The sequence below is a fragment of the Bacillus cereus group sp. N24 genome, from assembly GCF_016483345.1.
Lineage (GTDB): Bacteria > Bacillota > Bacilli > Bacillales > Bacillaceae_G > Bacillus_A > Bacillus_A toyonensis.
Genome location: NZ_JAEHCA010000013.1, coordinates 39,446 through 65,522, shown reverse-complemented (window position 1 = coordinate 65,522; position 26,077 = coordinate 39,446). Strand labels below are relative to the sequence as shown.

The window sequence follows — 26,077 nt, the reverse complement described above, 5'->3', positions numbered from 1 at the left end:
CCCGTTAAGCGGGGTAAACTTCCATCAATTACTGATGGAAGTTTATTTTCTATCACAATTCGTAAAAGACAAAGGGAGAGAATAAAAATGACAAAGACAAAATTTGAAAAGGTACTCCTCATCGTAAATCCAAAAGCTGGACAAGGCGACTTACATACAAATTTGGCGAAAATCGTACCACCTCTTGCGGCAAATTTTCCTGACTTACGTATCCTTCATACGAAAAAACAAGGCGATGCAACAAAATACTGTCAGGAGTTTGCTAGTAAAGTAGATTTAATTATCGTCTTTGGCGGTGACGGGACTGTATTTGAATGCACAAACGGCTTAGCCCCTCTTGAAACTAGACCTACACTTGCAATTATTCCAGGCGGAACTTGCAACGACTTCTCTCGCACACTTGGTGTTCCGCAAAACATTGCAGAAGCGGCAAAACTTATCACAAAGGAACACGTAAAACCAGTTGACGTTGCAAAAGCAAATGGACAACATTTCTTAAACTTCTGGGGCATTGGCCTCGTATCTGAAGTATCAAATAATATCGATGCAGAAGAAAAAGCAAAGCTTGGAAAAATCGGCTACTACTTAAGCACAATTCGAACTGTAAAAAATGCTGAAACATTCCCAGTCAAAATCACTTATGACGGACAAGTATATGAAGATGAAGCTGTTCTTGTTATGGTTGGAAACGGTGAATATCTTGGTGGTATTCCCTCCTTCATTCCGAACGTAAAATGTGATGACGGTACACTTGATATTTTCGTAGTTAAGTCAACAGGCATTCAAGCGTTTAAAGATTATATCGGAAAGAAACTATTTGAAGACTCAAATGAAAATGATATTTTCCATGTAAAGGCGAAATCCATTCATATTGAAACAGAAGAAGAAAAAGAAGTAGATACAGATGGCGAAAGTTCGCTTCATACACCGTGTCATATTGAATTGTTACAAGGACACTTTACGATGATTTATAATCCTGCGGTTGTATAAGAAAAAACGAGTGCTATCACTCGTTTTTTCTCTTCTAATCTAGTTATGTTGTTGAATCATTTCTTGTATTTCTTTAACCCTCTCCAAAGTAATTCCATTTCTTTGTTCGATCGCTAAAGTAAGTACATTAAATGTGCATGAAGTTTAGCATATTTTAGGACATAAATAACGATAAAAAAGCAAAAAAACATAGTCTTCACTACGTTCTCTTGCTTTTTTCATTTACTAACAATCCGAAAATAAGCACGAACCGTCAACAAATAATAACCAATATAAATAACGCTATACACGCCAATGCTAATTAACAACGGAACTGCAATTTCATACGGAATAACTGTCGCTAATCCTTTCAGCGCAAATAAAGTGTGTAATATACCAAGTACTAAAGGAGTGAAGAAGATAAATCTCATTTGTTTTGCGATTGCCTTTTTCATTTCTTTTTTCGTAACACCGAGTTTTCGAAGAACGATGTACCGTTCACGGTCTGCATGTGCTTCTGTTAATTGTTTGAAGTAAATGATAGATCCTGTTGCAAGTAAAAATACAAGTCCTAAGAACATACCACTAAACATCATTAAACCTGATATTTCAATACCATCACGGAAAATAGTATAGAAATCACTGTATTGCTCTCTTCCTTCTGCATCTTCTTCCGGTATTACTTTCTTTAATTTCTCTGTTAACACTTTACTATTTCTTTCATCTTTCACATCAATATTTTTCACAGTATGAGCTCCAATTGCCTTCTTCGCTTGCTCATACACTTCATCCGGAACGACAACTAGAAGTTCATATAAGTTTGTAATATTTTTTGCTTGTACATCTTTCACTTGTACTGGTGCTACTTCTCCAATTGGGAAGATCGCTTCTCGATTTTTATATACGCCACTATCCCTCTTCCCTTCACTGTACATGCCATCAAATGCATACGCTTCTGTCTTCTTTAAAGACACAGTTTCTTCATTTAAATACTTTGCAATTTTATTAAATGCTGACTGTGCGATAATTTCAGTTGTTCTTGCATGTAAACTATCTTTATTTGAAATATTATCACCGTATTCACCTATCACTTTTACTGTCTCTAACTCATATTGATGAATGACTTCATTCTTTTCTTCTTTTAAAATCTCATTCACTTTACGATCCACATGATTATCTTTCACTTCATATGAATAACTAACTGGCTTATATTTTTTTGCTTGCATGTATGTGTTGTAATACATCGTAACAGAAGTTCCAACCGCCGTTAACGTTACTGCGCTTAATACTGCAATCGTCGCTAACGATTTCGCATTTCCTTTAATGCGGTATAGTAACTGAGATGTCGTCACAATTTGCATTCCGTTATAGAATGAAGATTTTTTGTTTCGCACTCTTTTTAATACAAAGACTGTAAAGAACATAAATAATAAATATGTTCCAAGCACTGTTGCTAATAAAATGTAAAGAGCAAGTGGCATAAAGTTATCACTGTTTGCATTTTTAATAGCCGTTACTGATAAGAAATACCCTGATCCAATTAATAATATAGAAATGATAGCCATTATTTTAGAACCTTTTGGCATGACTTCGCCTTCGTTATCTGCACGGAATAGCTCAATTAACTTAAATTGATAAATAACGCGGTACCCTTTAAACGATGTGTATAAAATAATGAAACAAAAAATAACTGCTGTATCTATAACCGCTCCAATCGGTACTTCAAAGTGAACTTTTACACCTAACTCCATCATATTTACAAGTAAATTCAGGAACCCTTTTGAAAGTAAACTACCTATTATAATTCCGATTACTAACGATAATAACCCCATTAACATGTTTTCATAAAAAAGCATTTTGCCTATTTCTTTCTTTCGAATACCAAGTAAAGAATAAAGACCTATTTCTTTCTTACGTTTTCGTGTAAAGAAACCATTCGAATATATAATATATATCGCAACGAAAATAATGAGCATTACACTCGCAAGCTGGAATCCTCGTCCGATATTATCTCCAGCTTCACTTATTTGTGAATTGTATTGCAACGCCTTAAACGTAAAATAAATGACGATGCTAAAAATCATAGACGCAAAGTAAATAAAATAATCTTTAAAATTTCGTTTTATATTACGAAGCGCAATGCTAGATAAGCTCATTTATAGCACCTCCAGAAATTGAAGACATCACATCAATAATTTGTTGGAAGAATTGTTTGCGTGTCATACCCCCGCGGTGTAATTCTTTATATAACTTGCCATCTTTAATAAATACAACGCGTTTACAATAACTTGCTGCAAATGCATCATGCGTTACCATTAAAATTGTTACACGATCTTTCTCGTTTAATGTTTTCATGCTTTCTAATAAATCTGTCGCTGACTTTGAATCAAGTGCACCCGTTGGCTCATCCCCAAAAATCATACTTGGATTTGTTACAATCGCTCTTGATGCTGCACAGCGCTGTTTTTGTCCACCTGATGCTTCATACGGATATTGATTTAAAATATGATCTATTCCAAACTTCTTCGCAATCGTCTCGACTCGTAATTCTACTTCTTTCGCCTTCACTTTTGATAAAGCGAGTGGCAGTGCAATATTCTCTCGTACTGTTAACGTATCTAACAAGTTATAATCTTGAAAAATGAATCCTAAATGATTACGACGAAATAGCGCCAATTCATCATCATTCATCTTCACAATATCTTTTCCATCAATTAAAATCTCACCTTTTGAAGCTGTATCAATGGTAGAAAGGACATTTAAAAGTGTCGTCTTACCAGAACCAGACGGTCCCATAATACCGACAAACTCTCCTTCTTTTACCTGTAAATGAATATCTTTCAACGCTTCAAACGTATTCCCGCCTGTATCATATATTTTCGAAATCCCTTTCGCATCTAACATTGTTTTCATCTATCTGTACCTCCTGTTATGATTCTTGATGTCCTCTTTAAGCAACAGAATTCAGTATAGATACATTTTCTTAACAAATAGTGACGGGGTTTCTTAATATTTTCTTAAAAAAGAAATTTAATAATCATAAAAAAGCCTGCAGTTGTTACACTGCAGACTTTCAAATGTTTAATAAATTGATTAACCTAAATATGCTTGTTGTAATGCCTCTAAACCATCTTTATAAATTCCATGGAATAGATTAATTGCCTCTTCATCAGTAACCGCTACAGGAGTGAAGCTACCAGACCATTCAACTAATGATGTGTTAGCATCTTTACCTTCTTTCACACGAATTGTAGATAAATAGTTTGTCACAGGGAACGGTGCTTGCATAATTGAATATGTGTAGTAGCGCTCTTTCTCATTAAATGCTTCTAAACGCTCTACAATCGCATCGCCATCAGGATTAGCTAAATGGCGTACACGCCCGCCTTCCGTTACTTTACTGCTAGGAATATACGGTAACCAATCTGGAAGTGCATCAAAACCTCCAATTAATTTCCATACTTGTTCAGGTGAAGCTGGAATTTCAATAGATGTAATAGTGTTTGCCATTTTCATTACGCTCCTTTCTATTTAACGTTAATTGGTAGTGGTGCATGAGCTGCAACTAGTTTTTGTTCACGCATTTCTTCCCAGAACGCTGCCGGAATCACTGTTTTCAATGCAGCTTGGTCTTCTGCAATTCGTTCCGGTTTACTTGCACCAGGAATAACAGCTGCAACCGCTGGGTTAGCCAGTGCAAACTGTAAAGCAGCAGCTTTAATACTGATTCCATGACGATCTGCAAGGTTTTTCATTTTATTAACTTTTGCAACGATTTCTGGTGACGCTTTTTGGTATTCGAAGTGAGCACCTCCAGCAAGTACACCTGAGCTATATGGTCCACCAACAACAATGTCCATATTGTTTTTTACAGCTGCAGGCATTACGCGTTGTAACGCACGCTCATGGTCTAATAATGAATAGCGACCCGCTAGTAAAGACACATTTGGTTTTGCTTCTTCTAAATCCAGCATAAGTTCAATTGATTCTACTTTGTTTACCCCAAGGCCCCAGCCTTTAATTACACCTTCATCACGCAATTGAGTAAGTGCACGGAATGCTCCTGTTCGAGCAATTTCAAATTGTGAAATCCACTCATCTCCATAAAAATCTTGTGCTACATCATGAATATAAACAAAATCTAGACGATCTGTTTTTAAACGTTTTAAACTATCCTCAATAGAACGAAGAGTTGCATCCGCACTATAATCATTGATGATTTTATTTTTACGACCAAATTCGAAAAGTCCGCCCTTTTCACCTAAATCACGTGTAGATGGATCTTCCAATTCATCTGAAATAATTCGACCTACTTTTGTACTTAAGAAGTAATCATCACGATTTCGTTTCGATAGTGCTTCGCCAAGACGAATCTCTGCTAAACCAGATCCATAAAGTGGCGCTGTATCGAAGTAACGAACACCATTATCCCAAGCAGCATCCACTGTTGCGATTGCTTCTTCTTCTGGAATATTACGGTACATATTACCTAGTGGTGCTGTACCAAAACCAAGTGTGCCTTTTAATAAATCTTTCATTTAAAATCTCCTCCTAAAATCTATTTAAAAATAATGAATGGATATCAATTAATGTGAAAAGAAATGACTGATCAAAAGCGATATAAAGGGTTCGAACAGTCAGAGAAGTATGCACTCCAAAGCACGATAATTATTAAAAAAACATAGATACTTTGTAGTTTCATATTACTCATGTCCCTCTTACGTATGTAATTATGTCTCATCTAAGACCCAATAAAAAGTACGCACTTTAAAGTGTTATAGATACTAATAAGTAACAATTTTATGTTTCAACGTCTGTAGCTCCAAAATAAAATTATTTAAATTGATTTTATTAAAAAAATCCACTATTCCTGTGGAGGTCACTATAGAAGTTATCAGTGGAAAATGGAAAGTTAGTATTATTCCTTATAAAAAAGGCAAAACGAACCGAAGTATGTTCGTTTTGCCTTTTTATCTTCTTTAAAATATTACATTACATTTCGAACAAAAAGGAGCAGAATTCCCTTTTCTAATTTTCGCATCACATTCTGGACAATATACATATCGTTCTTCTATCTTTTGCCGCTCTATCATATGTAAGGGTACTATTCTCAAACTACACATAACCCCAATTAATATAAGGCTCACAATGAGTAGCATACCTCTCACTCCCCCTTTATATATTACCATAAAATAACAAACCCGATTCTCTCATTAAGAATCGGGTTTATACTTACAATCCTAACTTTTCCTTTGCACCGTTAGGAATTTTATCTATCGTTACTTGCACTTTATCATGTAAAAACTGTCCTCTTGTAAGCACATGCCAGTACGAACCTTTTTGTAATTCACCTACTCCATCAATCGTTACTTCTTTTTCCTTACCATCCTTATCGTAAGCTTTCACTGTATATTCACGGCCTTTATTTCCACCTAATTCTTTTCCATTCGTATCAATAATTGCGTAATGATTCTCTATGTCAAGAAATGGGTTCATCTGATCTAATAGCTTACTCCCATTTAATAAATATGCCGCTCCCGCTACAATCACAAGTAATGATCCTAAAATAAATCTTTTCATCTATATTCCGCCTTTCATTATGTTTTTCAATAAGACCTTTCTAAGTATAGAGAGCATTTCTTAATAAAAACTCGTACAGTTTCTTAACTTTTTCTTAATGTAACAGGGCTGTGCATCAGCACTCCGATACATGAAACCATATTCATAATAAAGGAGGCTGCCGCCTCCTTTATTTACTCATCACTGTATTCCTTTTTTGTCTGTATAAATAAAACACACTCACAATCACTGCGATAATTCCTCCAAAATACACACCATACTCTATCGCAACTGCTACAATTCTTTCAATATGTTGTCCAAATATAGAACCAAGCACAAAGTAAACGAGCGTCCAAACAAAGCCTGTCGTATATGAATATAAAACATACGTCTTAAATGACATGTTATTCATTCCAACTAAATACGGCACGATATGTCTTACAACCGGTATGAAATAACTCGTAATTAGTGCGTAATGTCCGTATGCCTCGACCATTTCTTGTGATTTTATAAAATACTTCGCCTTCTTCTTTTTCATTAATTTATGGAGTACTTTTGTCCCAAATATTTTCCCTAGTATATAACCTAAAGAAAGCCCGGATACAACACCTAAATATGTTAATAAAAACGCAGGAATAACACTTAATATACCTAATGAAGATACGAAACCACCGCTCATCACAATCATTTCATCTGGAATTGGCATACCGATAATTCCTAACCATAAACAGAAAAATAATGCCCAATACCCGTACTGCTCAATGTATGATAATAATTCATGTAATTCCATTATGCATATGCTCTCCTTAGCTCTTTTTTACAGCTAAAAACATAAGCTGGCGGGAAATTGAGCCACACTTTTTCTAATGTAATTTCAGGGAAGAAATGCTGTATAAAGCCTTTTTTCACAAGTGAATATTGAAATGTTATGAATTCCCCATTCTCATGTATCGCTTCCATTGCATTGTTTAAAATACGTTTTGAAACTTCTTCTGGTAAAGAAGTAAAAGGCAATCCTGATAAGACGTAATCAATGCATTCTATATTGAACTCTTCCATATACTTCTTTATATTTTCAGCTGAACCGTGTACAACAATGACGTTCTGCTCATCTTTAAATTTTCTCTTTAGCTCTTTGCAAAACACTTCATTAATTTCAATAAGAAGAAATATTGTTTCCTTCTTCTTTCTCTTCATAATTTCTTTCGTAAAGACTCCTGTACCAGGACCTAACTCTACAATGCATTTCGCTTTATTAAAATCAATTACATCTACCATTTTCTTTGCTAATATTTTTGAACTTGGCGCAATTGCACCAGTATGTTTCGGATGTTTAATAAATTCATGTAAGAATGTTATGAGTTGCATGTAAACCTCTCCCCATTCGTTCAATAGTTTTTAACTTGAGTCTAAGTATAACTATCGTTTCTTAATAAAAATTGAGGAGATTTCTTAAGATTTTATGAAGAATAAAAAAACAGCTATCGCCTATAGCGATAGCTGCCCCCTTATTACTTCGCACTCACGATCTTATAATAAGAACGAACTGTTAAGAAGTAATATCCAATATAAATAGCGCCGTATACTCCGATACTAATTAGAAGCGGAATCATAATTTCAAATGGTAGTATGTTCCCTAAACCTTTTAATGCAAACAAGCTGTGCAGGATTCCGATTACTAACGGAATCGCAAAGATAAAGCTTACTTGTTTTGCAATCGCTTTTTTCATCTCTTGTTTTGTGACCCCTATTTTGTGAAGTACAACATAACGCTCACGATCAGCATTTGCTTCTGTTAATTGTTTAAAGTAAATAATAGAACCTGTTGCTAGTAAGAATACAAGTCCTAAGAACATTCCGATGAACATCATTAGTCCAGTTCCTTCAAGCCCCATATGAAAACCAGTGTAAAAGTCTCTAAATGGTGGCACCATTTCTAATTCACCAGCTGGCATCACTTTTGCTAATTTTTCCGTTAACACTTTACTGTTTCTTTCATCTTTTACATCGATATTTTTTACAACACGTGTTCCAAATGCTTGCTTCGCTTGCTCATATATTTCGTCTGAAACGACAACAACCAATTCACCTAAGTTCGTAATTGCTATATTATTTGCACCTTGAATCGTTAATTTCTTCATTTCATTTCCAATTTGGAATACCGCATTACTTCCTTTATATTCTGGGCTAAACTCATACCCTTCAATATAAGAACTATCATATATAAATGCTTCACCAGCAGTTACATTCACTGTTTCTGCATCGATTTTTTTAGCAATTTTATTAAATTCAGATTGAGATATAAATTGATATTTCTCTGAGATACTGTAGTTCATATTAAGGATGAAATCAACTTTATCCCCTTCAAACTTTCCTTTTACAGGAACCATCTCAACTTCAAATTGATCTTTTACAGGATGATTTTCTTTCTCTTCAGCAAAAATCGCATTTACTTTCTTATCTAGTTCTGCATCTTTCTTCTCATAAGAGTAGCTGTATGGTGCAACTGCTTTTGATTGTGTAAATGTGTTGTAATACATCGTAACTGACGTACCAACCGCCGTTAATGTTACCGCACTTAAAATAGAAATTGTCGCAAGTGACTTTGCATTCCCTTTAATACGATATAGTAACTGTGACGTTGTTACCATATTCATACCGTTATAAAACGATGATTTATTATTTCTTGCACGTTTCAATACGAATACTGTAAAGAACATAAATAGTAAGTACGTACCTAATACTGTCGCAAGTAAAATATAAAGTGCAATTGCCATAAAGTCTGCATACTTAACTGCCTTCATGAACATTAACGCTAAGAAATAGCCTGAACCGATTAAGAAAACTGAAATTAATGCCATAATGACAGATCCTTTTGGCATTGCTTCTCCTTCACGTTCTGCGTGGAAAAGTTCAATTAACTTAAAGCGATAAATTAAACGATATCCTTGGAGTGATGTATATAAAATAATCACAAAGAAAATAATTGCTGTATCAATAATGGCCGCCATCGGTACTTCAAAATGAACGTTTAAGTTTAATCCCATCATACTTACTAATAACTCAAGGAATAATTTTGAAAGGACACTACCAATCGCAATCCCAATTACTAATGACATTAATCCCATTAACATATTTTCATAAAAGAGCATTTTACCAATTTGTCTTTTACGAATACCTAATAACGAATATAAGCCAACTTCTTTTTTACGTTTACGTGTAAAGAATCCGTTCGAATATATAATGAACACTGCTACGAAAATGATAAGCATCACACTTGAAACTTGAAACGCACCGCTAATTTTTTTAGAGGCTTCCGCTGCTTTTTCCATTTGTGAATTATATTGCAGTGCTTTAAATGTAAAGTAAATGACGATACTAAAAATCATAGATGCAAAATATACAAAGTAGTCTTTAAAGTTCCGCTGTATGTTGCGGAGGGCAATGCTAGATAAGGTCATCAGCCATACCTCCAGAAATAGAAGACATTACGTCAACGATTTTTTGGAAGAACTGTTTACGCGTCGATTCACCGCGATGCAATTCTTTATATAGTTCACCATCTTTAATAAAAATAACTCGTTTACAATAACTCGCCGCAAATGCGTCGTGTGTTACCATTAAAATGGTAGAGTTATCATATTCATTTAACGACTTCATACTTTCTAACAAATCTGTAGCTGATTTTGAATCAAGCGCTCCAGTTGGCTCGTCCCCGAAAATCATACTTGGATTTGTAACGATTGCACGTGATGCGGCGCAGCGCTGCTTCTGTCCACCAGATACTTGATATGGAAACTGACTTAAAATATGATCGATACCGAACTTTTTCGCAATTTCAAGAACACGTCGATCAATTTCATTTGCCTTTACTTTCGATAAAGCAAGAGGTAACGCAATATTCTCTTTCACTGTTAACGTATCTAATAAGTTATAATCTTGGAAAATGAAACCTAAATGATCGCGGCGGAATAACGCTAACTTATCATCATTCATCTTTACAATATCTTTTCCATCAATTAAAATTTCACCGTTCGTCGCATTATCAATTGTAGAAAGAACATTTAGTAAAGTCGTCTTACCAGAACCAGAAGGTCCCATAATTCCAACGAACTCACCTTCTTTTACTTGTAAGTTAATACCTTTTAACGCTGCAAATTTATTACCACCCGTGTCATACACTTTTTCAATATTTTTTGCTTCTAACACTGTTTTCATCTCGACATCCCTCATTTCTTCTATTCTCTATTTTCAACTATATACACTCTCTACTCTTGCCACTATCGATGTTTCTTACACAAACATGACAGTTATGTAAGACGCATAAGTAAAGATATAAAAATTTAACCTACTGAACGAAAGTACTTTGTTACTATAACATTGGGATATCATACCATCCATTCATTCTCCTTACAGGAACATTACAATTTTGTAAGGTGAAAAAGCTACCTACAAAGTTGTGCACGAAATGTCGGATGGAGCTATTCTGTTCCTGCTATTCTATGTACAGAGGAGGTCATAATATGGATTCACTTAAAAATATGAATGCAGCAATGCACTATATTGAAGATAACCTTACGAATGAAATTGATTTTAAAGAAGTTGCGAGGCTAGCACTCTGCTCCGAGTATCACTTTAAAAGGATGTTTTCATTTCTAGCTGGCATATCGCTGTCAGATTACATTCGCTGTAGACGTCTTACTCTTGCTGCTTTTGAACTAAAAGATAGCAATGCAAAAGTCATTGATGTTGCTATAAAATATGGCTACAATTCACCAGATTCATTTGCACGTGCATTTCAAAATTTGCATAGCATAACGCCTTCAGAAGCTCGAAGTACTAGTCATTCTTTGAAAGCTTATTCACCAATGACCTTCCAGTTATCGATTCAAGGAGGAAATGAAATGAACTATCGAATTGAAGAAAAAGACTCATTTCGAATTATAGGTATTACAAAACGAGTGCCAATCGTTTTTAACGGTGTAAATGAGGAAATTGCTTCTATGTGGAAAAGTTTAAACCCACAGTCCATTCAAACATTAAAGATGCTTTCAAATGTGGAACCAAATGGAATCATTAGTGCTTCTACAAATTTTTCTGAAGGAAGAATGGAGGAAAAAGGCGAACTCGATCATTATATTGGGGTAGCCACAACGAAAGATTGTCCAGAGCAATTCGCGCAACTTGAAGTCGCAGCTTCAACATGGGCTATCTTTGAAGCTGTCGGCTCATTTCCTGAAACATTACAAAATGTATGGGGACGCATTTATTCCGAATGGTTCCCTTCTTCAAACTATGAACTAGCGGAAGGACCGGAAATATTGTGGAATGAAAGTAAAGACCTATCCTCACCGAATTTCAGAAGCGAGATATGGATACCTGTTTTAAAAAAGTAATATAAGATTCTAAACCTTTTCAAAATAAAAAAGCTGCTCTTCCTTTTTAAAGGAAAAGCAGCTTTTTTATTTTATCCCGCTATTTGCTTGCAGTAAAACTCCCACCTCAAAATTCAGGTGAAGCAAAGAAGTTAGGTGGGAGATAAACTGCCCGTAAACGCCCGATTGGCGAGGGCTAATAATCAGTGGGGATGAACAACCCCCCCCCCACTGATTAAAGTTTCACTTTATACTTCTTCTCGACTCGTTCTTATACAAGAAAATAGTAATAATCGTAAGCACTATAATAACTGCAAAAGTAAATACTCTGTAGTTCGAGATAGTAGCAGTACCAATTAACAAGGCAGGTATAACCGCCACAATTAAGCCACCAAACATACCAACAAACGATCCTATACTTTGTTTTACTACTTGAGTTTCTGATACCCAATCATAATAACCAAATCGATTATTAATAAAAATTCCCCATACTGCTGAAAATAATGAATATGTTATCGGTGTTATTACGATGAAAAGAGAACTCCAAACATCTAGCTTTAACCCGATTATCAGTAATACAGCACTAATAAGTGATGCAGGTATACTCAATGAAAGATTCATAAGAATTTTACTGTCATAAACCATCTTTGGCGCAATAGGCAATGACTTAATAATCCATACATTTTTTCCTTCTAAAGACAATGACACACATGTTGTACACGTCATTGAAATCGCTGCTGCAATAGCAAATGGAGCAATCTTTTGCAACAAGGGCTCAATTCCAGGGTACGCTATTAATTGACTTGGCCCTACTACAACTACAGCTAACGAGAAAGCTATCGCCATCACGACTCCCATTCCACTATTTATGACATACACTGTAGAAGAGAAGAAACGTCTCAGCTCTTTTTTATACAATGCGACCAATACACTTTCTTTTCTCATACTATTAATCTCATAATTTGAAAGCATATGATAAGTGGAAATCCCTGTGTTTATTTGCTTATATTTTAACGAAAGTATTTTTACAAAAAGATAATACCAACTAACTGATATCCCAACGAATAAGATGAAAGCTATAATATCAGCATGAACAATTGCTTTTTGAAACATGTTAGCTAGTGGATACACTTTAGTTAATTGCTCCGTAACAATTGCACCAATTCCGTTCATATCATTAAGGCTATATTGAGTATTTCCGTTTTTTAGCATAAAGAAACCGAATGTAATAATTACTATAAAACTTAAAATCGTAGTTATTTTATTCGCATTTTTAAATTTAGAAGCGATTGCCGTAATCGCAGCTCCAAAGATTGCTGCAATTGTTGTTGGAATTAAAGATGCTATAAACATACTGATGAACCACATAAAGTAAAAAGAAGCTGATGGATTTTCATGTATGCAATATACAACTCCCATCGGTAGCATAATTACGATTGAAAAGATTGTATTCAGCAAGTATAAATACAAAAATCTACTTGCAATAACAGTACTTACACGAATCGGCAATGACATTAAAAAGTCGTAATCCTTAAAAGCAAAAATTTCTCCATTTGCCTTAAATATAGTGAAAAACAACGTTAATACACTGCTAATAACTAGTGCATAAACGGGAATAATTTCACTCATTCCTAGTTTCACCAATCCATATGCCGAGGCTCCGCAATATAACATTAACATGACACCAACTAGAGCAATAGATGCTGTCAGCAAAATCTTATTCTGCTTCTTTTTCTTATCTTTTTCGTATTTAAAAGTGTTTAGACCGAGCTGCGTTATTAACCGGATTTTTAAAAGCCCTAAACTATTAGTATTCATTAGCAAGCTCCTTCATAAAGAGCTCTTCCAATGAGCCTTCCTTTATTAAAGAACTCACTTCCCCTGAAAGTGCTAATTTCCCTCGATTAATCATCGCTATTTTATTACATAACTTCTCCGCTACATCTAAAACATGCGTAGAAAAGAAAATCGCACTTCCTTTTTCACAAAGCTCTTTCATAATACCTTTCAATACTACGGCTGCCTTTGGATCAAGACCAACGAAAGGTTCATCTAAAACTAATAATTTCGGTTTATGTAAAACCGCCGATATAATCGCTACTTTTTGTTTCATCCCATGCGAATAAGAAGATATTAAGTCTCCCAAGTAAGGTGTAATCTCAAAGGCATCCCCATACTTCTGGATCTGTTCTTCCCGATCCTTCGCCGGCACTTTAAATACATCCGCAACAAAGTTCAAATATTGAATTCCTGTTAATTGCTCATATAAATCTGGATTATCAGGAATATACGCCATTACTCTCTTACATGCAATCGGATCCTTTTTTACTGAATGTCCATCAATAAAAATTTCGCCCTCTTCAAAATCTATAACTCCTACTAACGACTTAATTGTTGTACTTTTCCCCGCACCGTTATGTCCAATAAATCCAAAGATATCTCCTGCTTTAACAGTAATATTTAAATGATTTACTGCTTTCTTTCCACCTTTGTATGTCTTACTAAAATTTATAATTTCTAACATGTAAAATCCCCCTAAGTCATCTTTTTAACTGAATTTTCAGACCTTTAAACAGAAAATTTACTCAGCGAGCTTTTCATTATCCCCACTGAGTATTAAAATCTCTTAACACATAGAAACTATAACTATAAAATTTGATTAATATAGCTCACAATTGTATTTCTTTTTTATATAAAACGTAAGAATATAAATTCGTTATAATAACAGCAACTACTATAATCCCCAGCATCATATAAGATCTCCAATCAGCCGGAGCGAAAACACTTATAATCATAATAATTCCTAAAGCCACAAATACTTTTCCGCTAAATCGATGTGTTTTCCGCCACACTTCTTCATTACTTAACGTCCATGGATTACGCATCCCGACAAAAAAGTTTGGCTTACACTGTGGTAAATAATTACCCATTACTAAAAATAAAACACCCACTAATAATTCTGGAACCCGATTAATAAATAAGTTATATCCTAATCCACTTGTAATAATATCTATATTCCCTACAAATAGTAGCAGGAGTACCCCATTATTCATCATCATAAAAGCTTTAGAAAATTTCTCGTAATTTGCTTTTCTTGGATCAATCTTAGGTATCACATTTAGAAATATATATAATGCAATCATAATTCCGACCATAGAAATCATTCCGTAAAATTTAGACGAATAGCCATCTACCTTACCGCCGCTCCAATGTGTCGCAATTGTATCCGGCAAATGCGGCCAAGCAAACGCCCAAGCTAAACAAGTTGTAACAATTAATATAATTGCGAAAAGATGTTTTTTCATTTCCCCTCTTCCCCCTTATTTGTAAACGTAAACACCCAAGTCAACAAATCTTGAAAGACAGTTGTGTTTAAAGAGTACACAACGAATTGCCCTCTTTTTTCATCTTGAATAAGTTCAGCATTTTTAAGTGCACTTAAGTGGTGTGAAATACTTGGTTTCGTCATATTGAAATGTTCGGCAATATCACCAGCGGTTAGATCACCTTCTTTTAATAAGTCTAAAATTTTTCGCCTTGTTGGATCTGCTAATGCTTTGAATGCTTGATTCAATGTCTTTCTTCCTTTCGATAATTAGACATTTAGATATTTATCTAAATGTTAAAATGATTTCAGTTAATTGTCAATAATATGTAAGGCCCTTTTTACTTTTTCCACTTTTAACCTACATTAATTACTTTATAGAGTAAAACTGTAAAGATGAAAGAAATACGAGGGATACAAAATAAAAGAAGCTCTTCTAACCAAAGGAAGAGCTTCTTTTATTTAAATTTTATCATTTTATTAACAAACGAAGAAATCCAAAAGATTATCAAACTTATAATAAAGGACATACCTACTATCGTTCCGAATTCATTTAACCAATAACTAATCATGCTTTCACACACCTAGTTTGGATTCTATTAACTATAATAAGAACTCATCCATTCTTTGTAGAGTCCTTTTGGACAGTTTTATGCGCCATGTCCACTGGAATTTTCGTTGTCCAAGTTCCTTCCGTTCCTCCAATTCTGTTAATATTAATATGTACAGATAAGAAGTCTGGGAATTTTTCACCTTCTAACGTTTCAAAAACCGCTACTCCCTCTGGTTTGTCGTGATTAGCGTATGCCGTTTCAAAGCTCTTTCCTGCTTCATCACTTAAGTAAAAAGTACTTGCCTCTGGTGCATCAGGATTACCAATACGATCTTTTTGATAATTATCGATATGAGTGTTACTAAGAAAATGCAAATATTGCACAGCATTAAATTTCTTATTTTCATAATGTGGACTCTCTACTTGTTTCCCGTCTTCTTTACCATCAGATTTAATATCAAGCCCAGTTGTATTAAATTCATATGGAACGAGCGAACCATCTTGTTGTTCAAAACGATAATAAACAAGTATTTTGGCATCTTGAATTAATATTTCTTTTATATGAAGAGTAATACCATTATCGACTATATTTTCATTTAGCTGTATAGACTTTCCATCTGCAGCATCCTTTTTAACTTGATCATTAATCATGTCATTTAATTTTACTTCCGGTTTTACAAAATAAGAATTGTTTAATGCCATTGTACTCGTCGGTATAACGACAGCCGCTATTAAACCCGCTATTAATAATTTCTTTTTCGTTTTCTTTTTGCTATCTTTTTTATACATTTGACTAAAGGATTGATAAGCATGCTCTTTAACTTCTTTAGGGACCTCTTGTTTCATTGCTTTTTTAAATTCATTTGAAAACGACATTTGAATTAGATTCCTCCTCATCTATTTCTATACTAGATTGATTCCGAATTTTTTCTAACGCTCTGTGAATTCTAGACCTCACTGTACCTATAGGGATTTGTAATAGTTCTGCAATTTCTTCATACGTATAATCGTGGTAAAAGCGATACACGATTACTATTCTAAATTTAAATGGAAGTTCTTGTATCACCGTTAATAACTGCTCTTCTGTTTCTTTTCTTAATAATACTTTTTCGGGAACGTCTACAACTGGATTATCACTTAATTGTTGTTTTTCAAATAAGCGCATCCTCTTCCATATATTTTTTCTCCACTGACTAATCTGTTTGTAAACAATTCCATTCAACCAAAATAAAAACGGTCTAGATTGATCATATGTTGAAATAGATTTCCAAAGTTGAAAGTAAACTTCATTTACGATTTCATTTGTATCATGCCGATTTTTAACTATAGCGAAGACAGTTTCATATATTCTCTGACTCGTTAAATCAAATATAAATTCAAAAGCCTCCTCATCACCTTTTAATAAACGTTCTATCCAGATATGTATATCCTCATTACTTACCAAGTAGTGCCCCCTCCTTAACGATGTTCTCACTATATATTGGAGAGTAAGCAAAATAAAGTTCCAAATTTCATAAAAAATATATTATTTTTTATTCATTTCATCTATTTAAAAGGAAAATAAATTCAATTATCTCTATAATACTTTTTACTTTTCTCACTTTTAACCTATACTGTTAACTAGCTTATATTTCAACATAATGAAAAGACGTGAAACACATGGTACACTATAGCTACAATTGTTTTTTTGAGGAGGAATATACATATGTATAAAATTTTAATCGTTGAAGACGATCCAAATATTTCATCATTACTGCAATCTCACATTCAAAAATACGGGTACGACGCTGTTGTTACTGAAAACTTTGATGATATTATGGAATCGTTTAACGCCGTGAAGCCACACCTTGTTTTACTTGATGTAAACTTACCGAAATTCGATGGATTCTACTGGTGCCGTCAAATTCGTCATGAATCTACTTGTCCAATTATTTTCATTTCAGCGCGTGCTGGTGAGATGGAACAAATTATGGCGATTGAAAGCGGTGCGGATGATTATATTACGAAACCGTTCCACTACGACGTTGTAATGGCAAAAATTAAAGGTCAATTGCGCCGCATTTACGGTGACTATGCACCAAATATTTCTGAACGTATCGTTGAAGTAGAAGGTTTAAAACTATTCCCTGAACGTCCAGAAATTCACTTCGGATCTGAACAAGTTCTTTTAACGAAGAAAGAAGCAATTTTAGCCGAAATGTTATTATCTAAATTCCCTCGTACAGCGAGCCGTGAAGATTTATTAGCTGCTCTTTGGGATGATGAGAGCTTCGTTGAGGAAAATACATTAAACGTAAACATCACGCGTCTTCGTAAAAAGTTCAATGAGCTTGGTATTGAAAATGCTATTGAAACAGTACGTGGGCTTGGGTATCGTTTTAACGCAACTTGGAGTGAATAAGCATGAAGCTATTTTTACGTGATCATTTTACATTTTTTCTACTGTACGTATTAAACTTCGGTATCATTTTCGTTCTCTATGATGCAGTAGATGGATTTCAAAATAATAAATTTTACTTCATCGTTTTAAGCTTATACTTATTTATTTGTTTCCTCGCTTATCGTTACGTTCGTAACCGTAGAATGTATCATAGATTAAGTGAGCAGCCAGAAAAAATGGAAGATGCGTTTATTGAAAGAGCAACCGCTCCGATGCCTCACGGTGTAAATGAACTCGTGCGTACGCAATACCGTCTCTTCCAAAAAGAACTACAATCGTATGAAGTAAAACAACAGGAACATCAATTGTTCATTAACCATTGGGTACACCAAATGAAGACACCTGTTTCTGTTATGCAGCTTATGGTACTGGAAATGGAAGACGAACATTTAATTCCGAAATTCAAAAAAGAGTTAGAGCGTCTAAACCAAGGACTTGATATGGCTTTATACATGGCCAGGTTAAATAACTTCCATGAAGATTTCCATGTTGAGACGATTTCATTAAAAGATACGGTAACAAAAAATATTAATGGATTAAAAGAACTATTTATTCGTAATGGCGTCTTCCCTGTTTTAGAAGTACATTCTGATCTAAAGGTTGCTTCTGATGCGAAATGGCTAAAATTTATTATCTATCAGTTAATGACAAATGCAGTCCGTTACTCTGGTGAGCGTGGAAAGAAAGTGTTCTTATCCGCTTATCGAAATGGAAAAGACATTATTCTAGAAGTTCGCGATGAAGGCGTTGGTATTCCGCAAGAAGATATTCGAAGAGTATTTGAACCATTCTACACTGGGAAAAACGGTCGTACATTCGGAGAATCTACCGGTATGGGGCTTTATATTGTAAGTAAAATTTGTGATTATTTAGGTCACTCTGTCAAACTAGATTCTGAAGTTGGTAAAGGAACGACGATTAAAATCATCTTCCACAATGCTGCGAATAATCAAGCAGAGAATGTAGAGAAGGTGACTGAAGCATGATCAGAACATATGCTAGCAAAATGTATGAGAACTCACTCTCATACATTTTTTGCAATACAACTACTTCTATATCTTCTAACCGGAGGTATAATCTATGACATTTTGGCAATTTGCATTTAAAAACGTCACGCGCAACTCGAGAGCTTATTTTGCTTACTTTGTAAGTAGTTCCTTTTCCATTGCTGTGTTCTTTTCGTTTGCTGTTTATTTGTTTCATCCGAAATTACAAAATCCCACTATGATCTCTGAAATTTCAGGATTAATGATTTTTTCAGAAGTTGTTATTGTTTTGTTCTCGTTCTTTTTTCTACTCTATTCAATCGGATCGTTTTTAAAAGTTCGTAAAAAGCAATTTGGAATTTTAACTATTTTAGGTATATCAAAAAAGCAATTACATCGACTCGTTTTCACTGAAAATATGTTAATTGGTATTTTATCTATCTTTTTCGGTATGCAGTTTGGGCTTGTTTTTTCGCAGTTTTTCTTATTAGTGACAGCGAAAATTACACATCTACCAGGGATATATTTATATCCCCCTACGAATGCTTTCATTTTAACAACAATTGTGTTTCTTGGTCTCTTTATCGCTGTATCTTCATTTACACCCATGCTAATTCGTACGAAAAAGACGGTAAACCTTTTAAAAACGAATGGTGGGAAACAAAAGGAAAGAAAACCATCCATATTTATCTCTCTATTTGGTGCTATCTGTTTATTAGGTGGTTATATTTTAGCTGCAAACCCTAAATATTTCTTCTCAATAAACACGCAAGTAGGCGTTATCTATATGGTTTCGAGTGTTTTTGTGATTCCAGCACTTGTTACAATTGGGACCTATTTTTTCTTTTCTCAAATTAGTTTCTTACTTATTTATATTTTAAAGAAAAGAAGAAAGTTTTATATGAAACGAATTAATATGCTTTGGATTTCGGATTTAGCAAGTCGTATTCGAACGAATATCAATATGCTTTTTATTGTAGCGATGCTATCTACAATTGCTTTCACAATGATTACGTTCCTATATGGATTCGGAAAGTTTACAAAGCTAGATGTTGCGAGAACTTCACCTTTTCCATTTTCTTATTTTTCATATGACGCAAATCCTTTTGCTAACGAGCATTTAACTTGGCTTGAACAGCAGTTACAAAAAGAAAATTTCTCTTATAAAAAGATCAAAGCTGATTTATATGAAACACCATTGAAAGAAGATGAAGGTATAACAACTTACAATGACATCTATGCCATGAAACAAAGTGACTATAACAAACTCGCAGCTCCCCTGCGAATGAAACAACTATTCATGAGCGATAACGAAGCATATGTCTTAAGCGGTGGCGCTTATTTCACCTTATTCAGCCAATTTGAGCCAAGCTTCAATAGAAAATCCATTACACTTTCTAGCACAAATACGATATTACAAGTAAAGGGCTATGAACAAGTAGGGGCCATTCCCTCTGACTTTTCATATCAAACTTTAATTTTACCTGACGCTGTTGTAAACAACTTACCAAATACAACAAAGCATGTAGCAGCGTACAATTATAACGTACAAAACTGGGAAAAGACGTATGAAATTGCTGATAATTTTATGAAAAAAATACAAAGAGATCGACAGGAATTCCAATACGAAGGACCCCTTATACGCTCCTATGAATCAGCAGGCTCATTATATAGAATCACATCAGGAAGTGCCGCATACTTCCTAATCGGGACATTCTTAGGTGTCATTTTCTTTATTGGAGCCGGTAGCGTTCTTTACTTCAGAATGTATACAGATTTAACGAACGAACAAGAAAAATATGTAGCAATTTCAAAAATTGGTGTAACAGATGCAGAGATGAAAAGATCTGCAACCATTCAACTTAGCATTTTATTTTTTGTTCCGTACGTTATGGCGTCCATTCATACAATGTTCGCAACAAAAATGCTCCAAGATGTAATTAATTTATCACTATTCAAAGAAATTTCAGCAGTTCTTATTATTTTTGGCGTAGTTGAAGTCATCTTTTTCTTATTCATTCGCTCCTTTTACATGCAAAAGTTATCAGAGTATACGAATGGTTAAGTTTTATAAATATATTAGTACAGGAAAAGGATACCTCTTATATCCTTTTCCTCTTCACTCTATTAGGAGGTTTAGGTGAATGACTTTTTGGCAGTTTGCCTTTAAAAACGTAACAAGAAACGCCAGAGCTTATTTCGCCTATTTTGTAAGCAGTGCGTTTTCCATTGCTATTTTTTTCTCATTTGCAGTTTATTTATTTCATCCTAAATTGCATATGACAGACGTGAATTATGCTCTGAACATATTAATGACAATTTCAGAAGTTGTCATTGTGTTCTTTTCATTTTTCTTTTTACTCTATTCAATTGGTACATTTTTAAAGGTTCGTAAAAAACAATTTGGGATTTTAACAGTACTTGGTATATCTCAAAAACAATTAAAGCGACTCATATTTATAGAAAATATGCTGATTGGTGTTCTTTCTATATTTTTTGGCATTCAACTTGGGGTTGTCTTTTCACAGTTCTTTTTATTAGTTACCGCCAAAATTACACACGTACCTGGTTTATATTTATATGGGCCTACAAGTGCTATCGTTTTAACTATCATCACCTTTCTTGGGCTCTTCATTCTCGTATCATCTTTTACACCAATGCTCATTCGTACGAGAAAAGCCGTACGTCTTTTAAAAGAAGGAACAAAACAAAAAGAAAGAAAAGCATCCGTTCTCATCTCTCTATTTGGTGCGATGTGTTTAATATGTGGATATGCGTTAGCCGCAAATCCGCTGTATTTTATGTCGCTAGGTGACATCATTGGGCTTTTATATGCCGTCTCTAGTATATTTGTCATCCCATCGCTTATTGCAGCCGGAACATATTTTTTCTTTTCACAGATTAGTTTTTTACTTATTCGTATATTAAAAACGCGAAGAAAGTTTTATATGAAACGAATTAATATGCTTTGGATTTCTGATTTAGCAACGCGCATTCGAACAAATATTAATATGCTATTTATAGTAGCGATGCTATCAACGCTCGCTTTTACAATGATTACATTCTTATATGGATTCGGGAAATTTACAAAGTTTGATGCGATTAGGCAAAACCCTTTCCCTTTTACGTATTTATCACATACTGAAAATACGTTAGCTGATGAACATTTAAACTGGTTAGAGCAAAAATTTAATGAAGAGCACTTTACTTATACAAAATTTAAAACAGACATATATGAAGTATCTTCAGCTGAAGATAACGCGCAGCTCTATTATGCCATTAAACAAAGTGACTATAATGTACTTGCTAAGGCGTTAAATTGGGAAACTCTCTCGGTGAATAAGAATGAATCTTATATTCTTATGAAAGACTTAGACGATCAAGTTGTTGGAACAATTCATACTAAAGAAAAGAAAAATACTCTTACACTTGCTCAAAACAATTTACAACTACACGTGAAAGAATATAAAAGTTATAACCCATTCCCAGACAGCTTAATATACCAATTGCTCATACTATCTGATGAAAATGTAGAAACATTATCCACCGTTTCAAAACAGATGAGTGTATATAACTTTAAAGTTAACGATTGGGAAGAAGCACATAATATTGGTTCAGCATTTATAACAAAAATCGATAACGACAATGCAGCTATTCAAGCAGAGCACCCACCGTTCCACGCAAGTGAAGCAAGTGACTCTTTATACAACACGAAACTAAACGTTGCTTCATTCTTCTTAATCGGAACTTTTCTTGGTGTTATTTTCTTCATCGGTGCGGGCAGTGTTCTGTATTTCCGAATGTATACAGATTTAACAAATGAGCAAGAAAAGTATATAACGATTACAAAGATTGGATTAACAGAAGCCGAGATGAAACGTTCAGCGACAATTCAACTTGCTATTTTATTCTTTGTTCCTTACATTATGGCATCCATCCATACGATGTTTGCGACAAAGATGCTACAAGAGATATTACATCTCTCGTTCTTCGCTGAAATTACAGTCGTACTTATGATTTTTGGAACGGTTGAAATTCTCTTTTTCCTTTTAATTCGTTCCTTTTATATGCAAAAATTATCACAACATATTAAGTTTTAAAAATAGAAAGGTGATTATTATGGAAGAAGTATTACACATAAAAAACGTCTCAAAAGTGTATGAAGGGAAAGTCCCTCATACCGCTTTAAAAAATATAAATTTACACGTGGATAAAGGTGAATTCGTCGCAATTATGGGGCCTTCTGGAAGTGGTAAATCTACGTTTTTAAACGTTATTTCTACAATTGATTCCCCTACTTCTGGAGAAGTCGTAATTAACGGCAAACAACCTCATACATTTCGTAGAGAAAAATTAGCAATTTTCCGCCGTCAAGAATTAGGATTTGTTTTCCAAAACTTTAACCTATTAGATACGTTAACGATTGGAGAAAATATCGTATTACCTTTAACGTTAGATAATGTTCCTTTAAAAGAAATGGACGAACAGCTCGATAACATTTCAAAGAAACTTGGAATTGATCATATTTTGGACAAACGTATTTTTGAAGTTTCAGGAGGACAAGCACAGCGTACTGCGGTAGCACGTGCTGTCATTCATCATCCGTCTCTTTTACTTGCGGATGAACCAACAGGAAACTTAGATTCAAAAGCAGCGATTGATGTAATGGAATTATTTACGAAATTAAACAAAGAAGAAGAGGCAACGATTTTAATGGTTACGCATGATCCGTTTGCAGCAAGTTATTGTAACCGTGTTATTTTCATTAAAGATGGAGAGCTTTACAATGAACTACACCGCGGATTGTATCGCGAGAAGTTTTATCAAGAAATATTAGATGTCCTAGCATTATTAGGAGGAAGACGTGGATGACATTTTGGCAATTCGCATTTAAAAATGTCTCGCGTAATTCTAAAGCATATTTCGCTTATTTTGTAAGTAGTGCTTTTTCTATTATGGTTTTCTTTTCATTTACTGTATATGCGTATCATCCGCGGTTACAAATTATGAATCAATTGCATGAACAAGATCCGCTCATGAACTTAGCTGGCATGGCACAGTTTGTTATCGTCTTGTTCTCGTTCTTCTTTCTCCTATATTCTATCGGTACATTTTTAAATGTACGAAAACAACAATTCGGAGTTTTAACTGTTCTCGGTATATCTCAAAAACAACTAAAACGACTATTGTTTACAGAGAATATGATCATTGGAATACTAGCTATCTTTGCTGGTATTCAAGGTGGTCTTGTTTTTTCTAATTTTTTCTTATTAGTTACTTCTAAGCTAACGGGTGCTGAAGGGTTATATTTATATTGGCCTACACAAGCAATCATCGTTACAACAATAACTTTTATTATTTTATTTCTCATCGTATCTACATTTACACCTATGTTCATTGGTACCCGTAAAACAACTCGATTAATTAAAAATAATAAAAATGAAAAAAGTGAAAAAAGACCTTCTATACTCATTTCATTGTTTGCCTTAATTTGTTTAGGGCTGTGCTATTATATTGCAGGATTTCCCAAAAGCTACGTAACAGAATCAAATACACAAAATGGATCTGTATTCTTTATCATATTATCCATTTTGCCACTCGTAGTAATCGGGACATATTTATTCTTTTCACAAACATTTCTTCTCTTTATCTTTATTTTAAAAAAGCGGAGAAAATTTTATATGAAACAAATAAACATGTTATGGATTTCAGATTTAGCTAGCCGTACTCGTAGTAATATTAATGTGCTCTTTATCGTTTCTATGCTATCTGCACTTGCATTTACCATTATTATTGCGCTATTTGCTACTAATAATAATACGAAAGCAATGATATTAGAACGATATCCTTTTCCCTTCACATATACGTCTAAAGAGGGAAATTCACTTGAACAAAAGCACATTGCTACAATTGAAACCGAGCTTACAAATGCTAATTTTCAATACAACAAACATAAATCTATAATGTTAAAAGATACAAGTTTAAAAGAAGACATTACTCTTATGAAAATGAGTGACTATAACACGCTTGCGAAACAATTAAAGAGACCAGAAATAACTCTTAATTCTACACAAGTTTATATTATTTCTCGGTATTCGCCAGAGCTCTTAAATCTTGTATCAAATCCATTTGCAAAACAAAATACAATTACAATCGGATCTAATAAAAAGGAATTTCATATTAAAGGATTTATTAATAAAGCGATTGAACCAGCCTTCGCATTCCCATATTTAATGGTTGTACAAGATGATGTATTTAATAATATGATTCCTCATATTGAAACAACCATAGTGTATAACTACTTCGTTGAAAACTGGGAAAATGCAATTACTCCGACGAAAAATATATTAAAACATATTAGGAATGATACAGATAGCTTCTATGAGGCACATAAAGATGCTGAACCTGATCTGCGTACACCATTTGATATTTATACAGCGACTGATGACCTAAAATACAGTAAAGGAAATTCAATTGCTACTTTCTTTATTTGGACATTTCTCGGCTTTATTTTCTTTATCGGAGCAGCTAGTGTTTTATATTTCCGTATGTATAACGACTTAACAACTGAAAAACAAAAGTACATTACGATTACGAAACTCGGCTTAACAGAATCAGAAATGTTTCGTTCTGCAACGATTCAATTAGGGATTTTATTTTTCATTCCTTATATCGTCGCTGGTATTCATACAGTATTTGCGATTCAGTTTTTACAAAGCATGTTTTCTTTCTCTTTATTAAAAGAACTACTCATTATACTTACGTTATTCGGGATTATCGAGATCATTTTCTTCTTCTTAATTCGCTCTCTGTACATTAATAAATTATCACAGCATATTAAAACGTGAATAAAATGGCCTTGTGCAATAC

At 34.1% G+C, this 26,077-nt stretch carries 24 protein-coding genes and 1 pseudogene; 8 read left to right on the top strand and 17 right to left on the bottom strand.

The annotated features are described in order from the left end of the window. The first annotated feature begins 87 nt into the window (after positions 1-87). Positions 88-990, top strand: coding sequence for a diacylglycerol/lipid kinase family protein (locus JDS95_RS18595; RefSeq protein ID WP_000167884.1), 903 nt, complete (start codon positions 88-90; stop codon positions 988-990). Between the two features lie 39 nt (positions 991-1,029). Here the strand turns inward: JDS95_RS18595 and JDS95_RS18590 are convergent. The 11 genes and pseudogenes from JDS95_RS18590 to JDS95_RS18540 form a co-directional block, all read right to left on the bottom strand. Continuing rightward, positions 1,030-1,107: pseudogene (locus JDS95_RS18590) on the bottom strand (DUF2199 domain-containing protein); the annotation flags it as partial. 101 nt (positions 1,108-1,208) lie between these two features. Continuing rightward, positions 1,209-3,125, bottom strand: coding sequence for an ABC transporter permease (locus JDS95_RS18585; protein ID WP_000059444.1), 1,917 nt, complete (start codon positions 3,123-3,125; stop codon positions 1,209-1,211). Beyond that, positions 3,112-3,882 carry an ABC transporter ATP-binding protein gene (locus JDS95_RS18580; RefSeq protein WP_000855626.1) on the bottom strand — a complete coding sequence of 257 codons (771 nt, stop codon included), beginning with the start codon at positions 3,880-3,882 and terminating at the stop codon, positions 3,112-3,114. The genes JDS95_RS18585 and JDS95_RS18580 overlap by 14 nt, the downstream gene beginning before the upstream one ends. A gap of 180 nt (positions 3,883-4,062) precedes the next feature. Further along, positions 4,063-4,479, bottom strand: a complete 417-nt coding sequence (locus JDS95_RS18575) for an SRPBCC family protein (protein ID WP_000024115.1) — start codon at positions 4,477-4,479, stop codon at positions 4,063-4,065. 17 nt (positions 4,480-4,496) lie between these two features. Beyond that, the gene (locus JDS95_RS18570; protein ID WP_000653977.1) at positions 4,497-5,507 is read right to left on the bottom strand and encodes an aldo/keto reductase; all 1,011 of its coding nucleotides are present in this window, start codon (positions 5,505-5,507) and stop codon (positions 4,497-4,499) included. 441 nt (positions 5,508-5,948) lie between these two features. Next, positions 5,949-6,128: a hypothetical protein gene (locus JDS95_RS18565; RefSeq protein WP_000924678.1), complete on the bottom strand. Its 180-nt coding sequence runs from the start codon at positions 6,126-6,128 to the stop codon at positions 5,949-5,951. Positions 6,129-6,201: 73 nt separating this feature from the next. After that, positions 6,202-6,549 carry a YxeA family protein gene (locus tag JDS95_RS18560; protein WP_000819392.1) on the bottom strand — a complete coding sequence of 116 codons (348 nt, stop codon included), beginning with the start codon at positions 6,547-6,549 and terminating at the stop codon, positions 6,202-6,204. Between the two features lie 169 nt (positions 6,550-6,718). Next, positions 6,719-7,318, bottom strand: coding sequence for a DedA family protein (locus JDS95_RS18555; RefSeq protein ID WP_000418928.1), 600 nt, complete (start codon positions 7,316-7,318; stop codon positions 6,719-6,721). After that, positions 7,318-7,896 (bottom strand): class I SAM-dependent methyltransferase, encoded by a 579-nt coding sequence (locus JDS95_RS18550; RefSeq protein WP_001176057.1) that lies wholly within the window; start codon positions 7,894-7,896, stop codon positions 7,318-7,320. The genes JDS95_RS18555 and JDS95_RS18550 overlap by 1 nt, the downstream gene beginning before the upstream one ends. A 143-nt stretch (positions 7,897-8,039) precedes the next feature. Continuing rightward, a complete protein-coding gene (locus JDS95_RS18545) occupies positions 8,040-9,989 on the bottom strand; it encodes an ABC transporter permease (protein WP_199690712.1) in 1,950 nt (649 codons plus the stop codon). After that, positions 9,976-10,746, bottom strand: coding sequence for an ABC transporter ATP-binding protein (locus JDS95_RS18540; protein ID WP_000859652.1), 771 nt, complete (start codon positions 10,744-10,746; stop codon positions 9,976-9,978). The genes JDS95_RS18545 and JDS95_RS18540 overlap by 14 nt, the downstream gene beginning before the upstream one ends. Positions 10,747-11,051: 305 nt before the next feature. Here JDS95_RS18540 and JDS95_RS18535 point away from each other — a divergent pair, with 305 nt between their 5' ends. Continuing rightward, a complete protein-coding gene (locus JDS95_RS18535; protein ID WP_000377675.1) occupies positions 11,052-11,924 on the top strand; it encodes an AraC family transcriptional regulator in 873 nt (290 codons plus the stop codon). 222 nt (positions 11,925-12,146) lie between these two features. Here JDS95_RS18535 and JDS95_RS18530 read toward each other — a convergent pair whose 3' ends face one another. The 6 genes from JDS95_RS18530 to JDS95_RS18505 all read right to left on the bottom strand — a co-directional run bounded on the left by JDS95_RS18530 (position 12,147) and on the right by JDS95_RS18505 (position 17,225). Further along, positions 12,147-13,721 (bottom strand): hypothetical protein, encoded by a 1,575-nt coding sequence (locus tag JDS95_RS18530; protein ID WP_001095685.1) that lies wholly within the window; start codon positions 13,719-13,721, stop codon positions 12,147-12,149. Beyond that, complete coding sequence (locus tag JDS95_RS18525) at positions 13,711-14,427, bottom strand: ABC transporter ATP-binding protein (RefSeq protein ID WP_000889766.1); 717 nt, start codon at positions 14,425-14,427, stop codon at positions 13,711-13,713. Before JDS95_RS18525 ends, JDS95_RS18530 begins: the two co-directional genes overlap by 11 nt. A gap of 145 nt (positions 14,428-14,572) precedes the next feature. Beyond that, entirely contained in the window at positions 14,573-15,208 is a 636-nt protein-coding gene (locus JDS95_RS18520; RefSeq protein ID WP_000716342.1) for an SdpI family protein, read from the bottom strand. Then, positions 15,205-15,477 carry an autorepressor SdpR family transcription factor gene (locus tag JDS95_RS18515; RefSeq protein WP_199690711.1) on the bottom strand — a complete coding sequence of 91 codons (273 nt, stop codon included), beginning with the start codon at positions 15,475-15,477 and terminating at the stop codon, positions 15,205-15,207. The genes JDS95_RS18520 and JDS95_RS18515 overlap by 4 nt, the downstream gene beginning before the upstream one ends. A 367-nt stretch (positions 15,478-15,844) precedes the next feature. Next, a complete protein-coding gene (locus tag JDS95_RS18510) occupies positions 15,845-16,657 on the bottom strand; it encodes a DUF4179 domain-containing protein (protein ID WP_000010525.1) in 813 nt (270 codons plus the stop codon). After that, complete coding sequence (locus tag JDS95_RS18505; RefSeq protein ID WP_000254380.1) at positions 16,641-17,225, bottom strand: sigma-70 family RNA polymerase sigma factor; 585 nt, start codon at positions 17,223-17,225, stop codon at positions 16,641-16,643. The genes JDS95_RS18510 and JDS95_RS18505 overlap by 17 nt, the downstream gene beginning before the upstream one ends. A 261-nt stretch (positions 17,226-17,486) precedes the next feature. Between JDS95_RS18505 and JDS95_RS18500 the strand changes: the two genes are divergently transcribed. From JDS95_RS18500 to JDS95_RS18475, 6 genes are all read left to right on the top strand, one after another. Then, a complete protein-coding gene (locus JDS95_RS18500; RefSeq protein ID WP_000276732.1) occupies positions 17,487-18,182 on the top strand; it encodes a response regulator transcription factor in 696 nt (231 codons plus the stop codon). Between the two features lie 2 nt (positions 18,183-18,184). Then, complete coding sequence (locus JDS95_RS18495; protein WP_000765358.1) at positions 18,185-19,207, top strand: sensor histidine kinase; 1,023 nt, start codon at positions 18,185-18,187, stop codon at positions 19,205-19,207. 94 nt (positions 19,208-19,301) lie between these two features. After that, on the top strand, positions 19,302-21,272 hold the full coding sequence (locus tag JDS95_RS18490; protein ID WP_000145078.1) for an FtsX-like permease family protein: 1,971 nt from the start codon (positions 19,302-19,304) through the stop codon (positions 21,270-21,272). Between the two features lie 79 nt (positions 21,273-21,351). Then, positions 21,352-23,307, top strand: coding sequence for an FtsX-like permease family protein (locus JDS95_RS18485; protein ID WP_000144994.1), 1,956 nt, complete (start codon positions 21,352-21,354; stop codon positions 23,305-23,307). Between the two features lie 19 nt (positions 23,308-23,326). Further along, complete coding sequence (locus JDS95_RS18480; RefSeq protein WP_000393257.1) at positions 23,327-24,079, top strand: ABC transporter ATP-binding protein; 753 nt, start codon at positions 23,327-23,329, stop codon at positions 24,077-24,079. Then, positions 24,076-26,055 (top strand): FtsX-like permease family protein, encoded by a 1,980-nt coding sequence (locus tag JDS95_RS18475; protein ID WP_085450519.1) that lies wholly within the window; start codon positions 24,076-24,078, stop codon positions 26,053-26,055. The genes JDS95_RS18480 and JDS95_RS18475 overlap by 4 nt, the downstream gene beginning before the upstream one ends. The last annotated feature ends 22 nt before the right edge of the window (positions 26,056-26,077 follow it).

Bases quoted from the DNA above. Each gene is read 5' to 3' on its own strand.
- JDS95_RS18595 (WP_000167884.1), top strand. From the start codon at position 88: ATGACAAAGACAAAATTTGAAAAGGTACTCCTCATCGTAAATCCAAAA.
- JDS95_RS18585 (WP_000059444.1), bottom strand. From the start codon at position 3,125: ATGAGCTTATCTAGCATTGCGCTTCGTAATATAAAACGAAATTTTAAA.
- JDS95_RS18580 (WP_000855626.1), bottom strand. From the start codon at position 3,882: ATGAAAACAATGTTAGATGCGAAAGGGATTTCGAAAATATATGATACA.
- JDS95_RS18575 (WP_000024115.1), bottom strand. From the start codon at position 4,479: ATGGCAAACACTATTACATCTATTGAAATTCCAGCTTCACCTGAACAA.
- JDS95_RS18570 (WP_000653977.1), bottom strand. From the start codon at position 5,507: ATGAAAGATTTATTAAAAGGCACACTTGGTTTTGGTACAGCACCACTA.
- JDS95_RS18565 (WP_000924678.1), bottom strand. From the start codon at position 6,128: ATGCTACTCATTGTGAGCCTTATATTAATTGGGGTTATGTGTAGTTTG.
- JDS95_RS18560 (WP_000819392.1), bottom strand. From the start codon at position 6,549: ATGAAAAGATTTATTTTAGGATCATTACTTGTGATTGTAGCGGGAGCG.
- JDS95_RS18555 (WP_000418928.1), bottom strand. From the start codon at position 7,318: ATGGAATTACATGAATTATTATCATACATTGAGCAGTACGGGTATTGG.
- JDS95_RS18550 (WP_001176057.1), bottom strand. From the start codon at position 7,896: ATGCAACTCATAACATTCTTACATGAATTTATTAAACATCCGAAACAT.
- JDS95_RS18545 (WP_199690712.1), bottom strand. From the start codon at position 9,989: ATGACCTTATCTAGCATTGCCCTCCGCAACATACAGCGGAACTTTAAA.
- JDS95_RS18540 (WP_000859652.1), bottom strand. From the start codon at position 10,746: ATGAAAACAGTGTTAGAAGCAAAAAATATTGAAAAAGTGTATGACACG.
- JDS95_RS18535 (WP_000377675.1), top strand. From the start codon at position 11,052: ATGGATTCACTTAAAAATATGAATGCAGCAATGCACTATATTGAAGAT.
- JDS95_RS18530 (WP_001095685.1), bottom strand. From the start codon at position 13,721: ATGAATACTAATAGTTTAGGGCTTTTAAAAATCCGGTTAATAACGCAG.
- JDS95_RS18525 (WP_000889766.1), bottom strand. From the start codon at position 14,427: ATGTTAGAAATTATAAATTTTAGTAAGACATACAAAGGTGGAAAGAAA.
- JDS95_RS18520 (WP_000716342.1), bottom strand. From the start codon at position 15,208: ATGAAAAAACATCTTTTCGCAATTATATTAATTGTTACAACTTGTTTA.
- JDS95_RS18510 (WP_000010525.1), bottom strand. From the start codon at position 16,657: ATGTCGTTTTCAAATGAATTTAAAAAAGCAATGAAACAAGAGGTCCCT.
- JDS95_RS18500 (WP_000276732.1), top strand. From the start codon at position 17,487: ATGTATAAAATTTTAATCGTTGAAGACGATCCAAATATTTCATCATTA.
- JDS95_RS18495 (WP_000765358.1), top strand. From the start codon at position 18,185: ATGAAGCTATTTTTACGTGATCATTTTACATTTTTTCTACTGTACGTA.
- JDS95_RS18490 (WP_000145078.1), top strand. From the start codon at position 19,302: ATGACATTTTGGCAATTTGCATTTAAAAACGTCACGCGCAACTCGAGA.
- JDS95_RS18485 (WP_000144994.1), top strand. From the start codon at position 21,352: ATGACTTTTTGGCAGTTTGCCTTTAAAAACGTAACAAGAAACGCCAGA.
- JDS95_RS18480 (WP_000393257.1), top strand. From the start codon at position 23,327: ATGGAAGAAGTATTACACATAAAAAACGTCTCAAAAGTGTATGAAGGG.
- JDS95_RS18475 (WP_085450519.1), top strand. From the start codon at position 24,076: ATGACATTTTGGCAATTCGCATTTAAAAATGTCTCGCGTAATTCTAAA.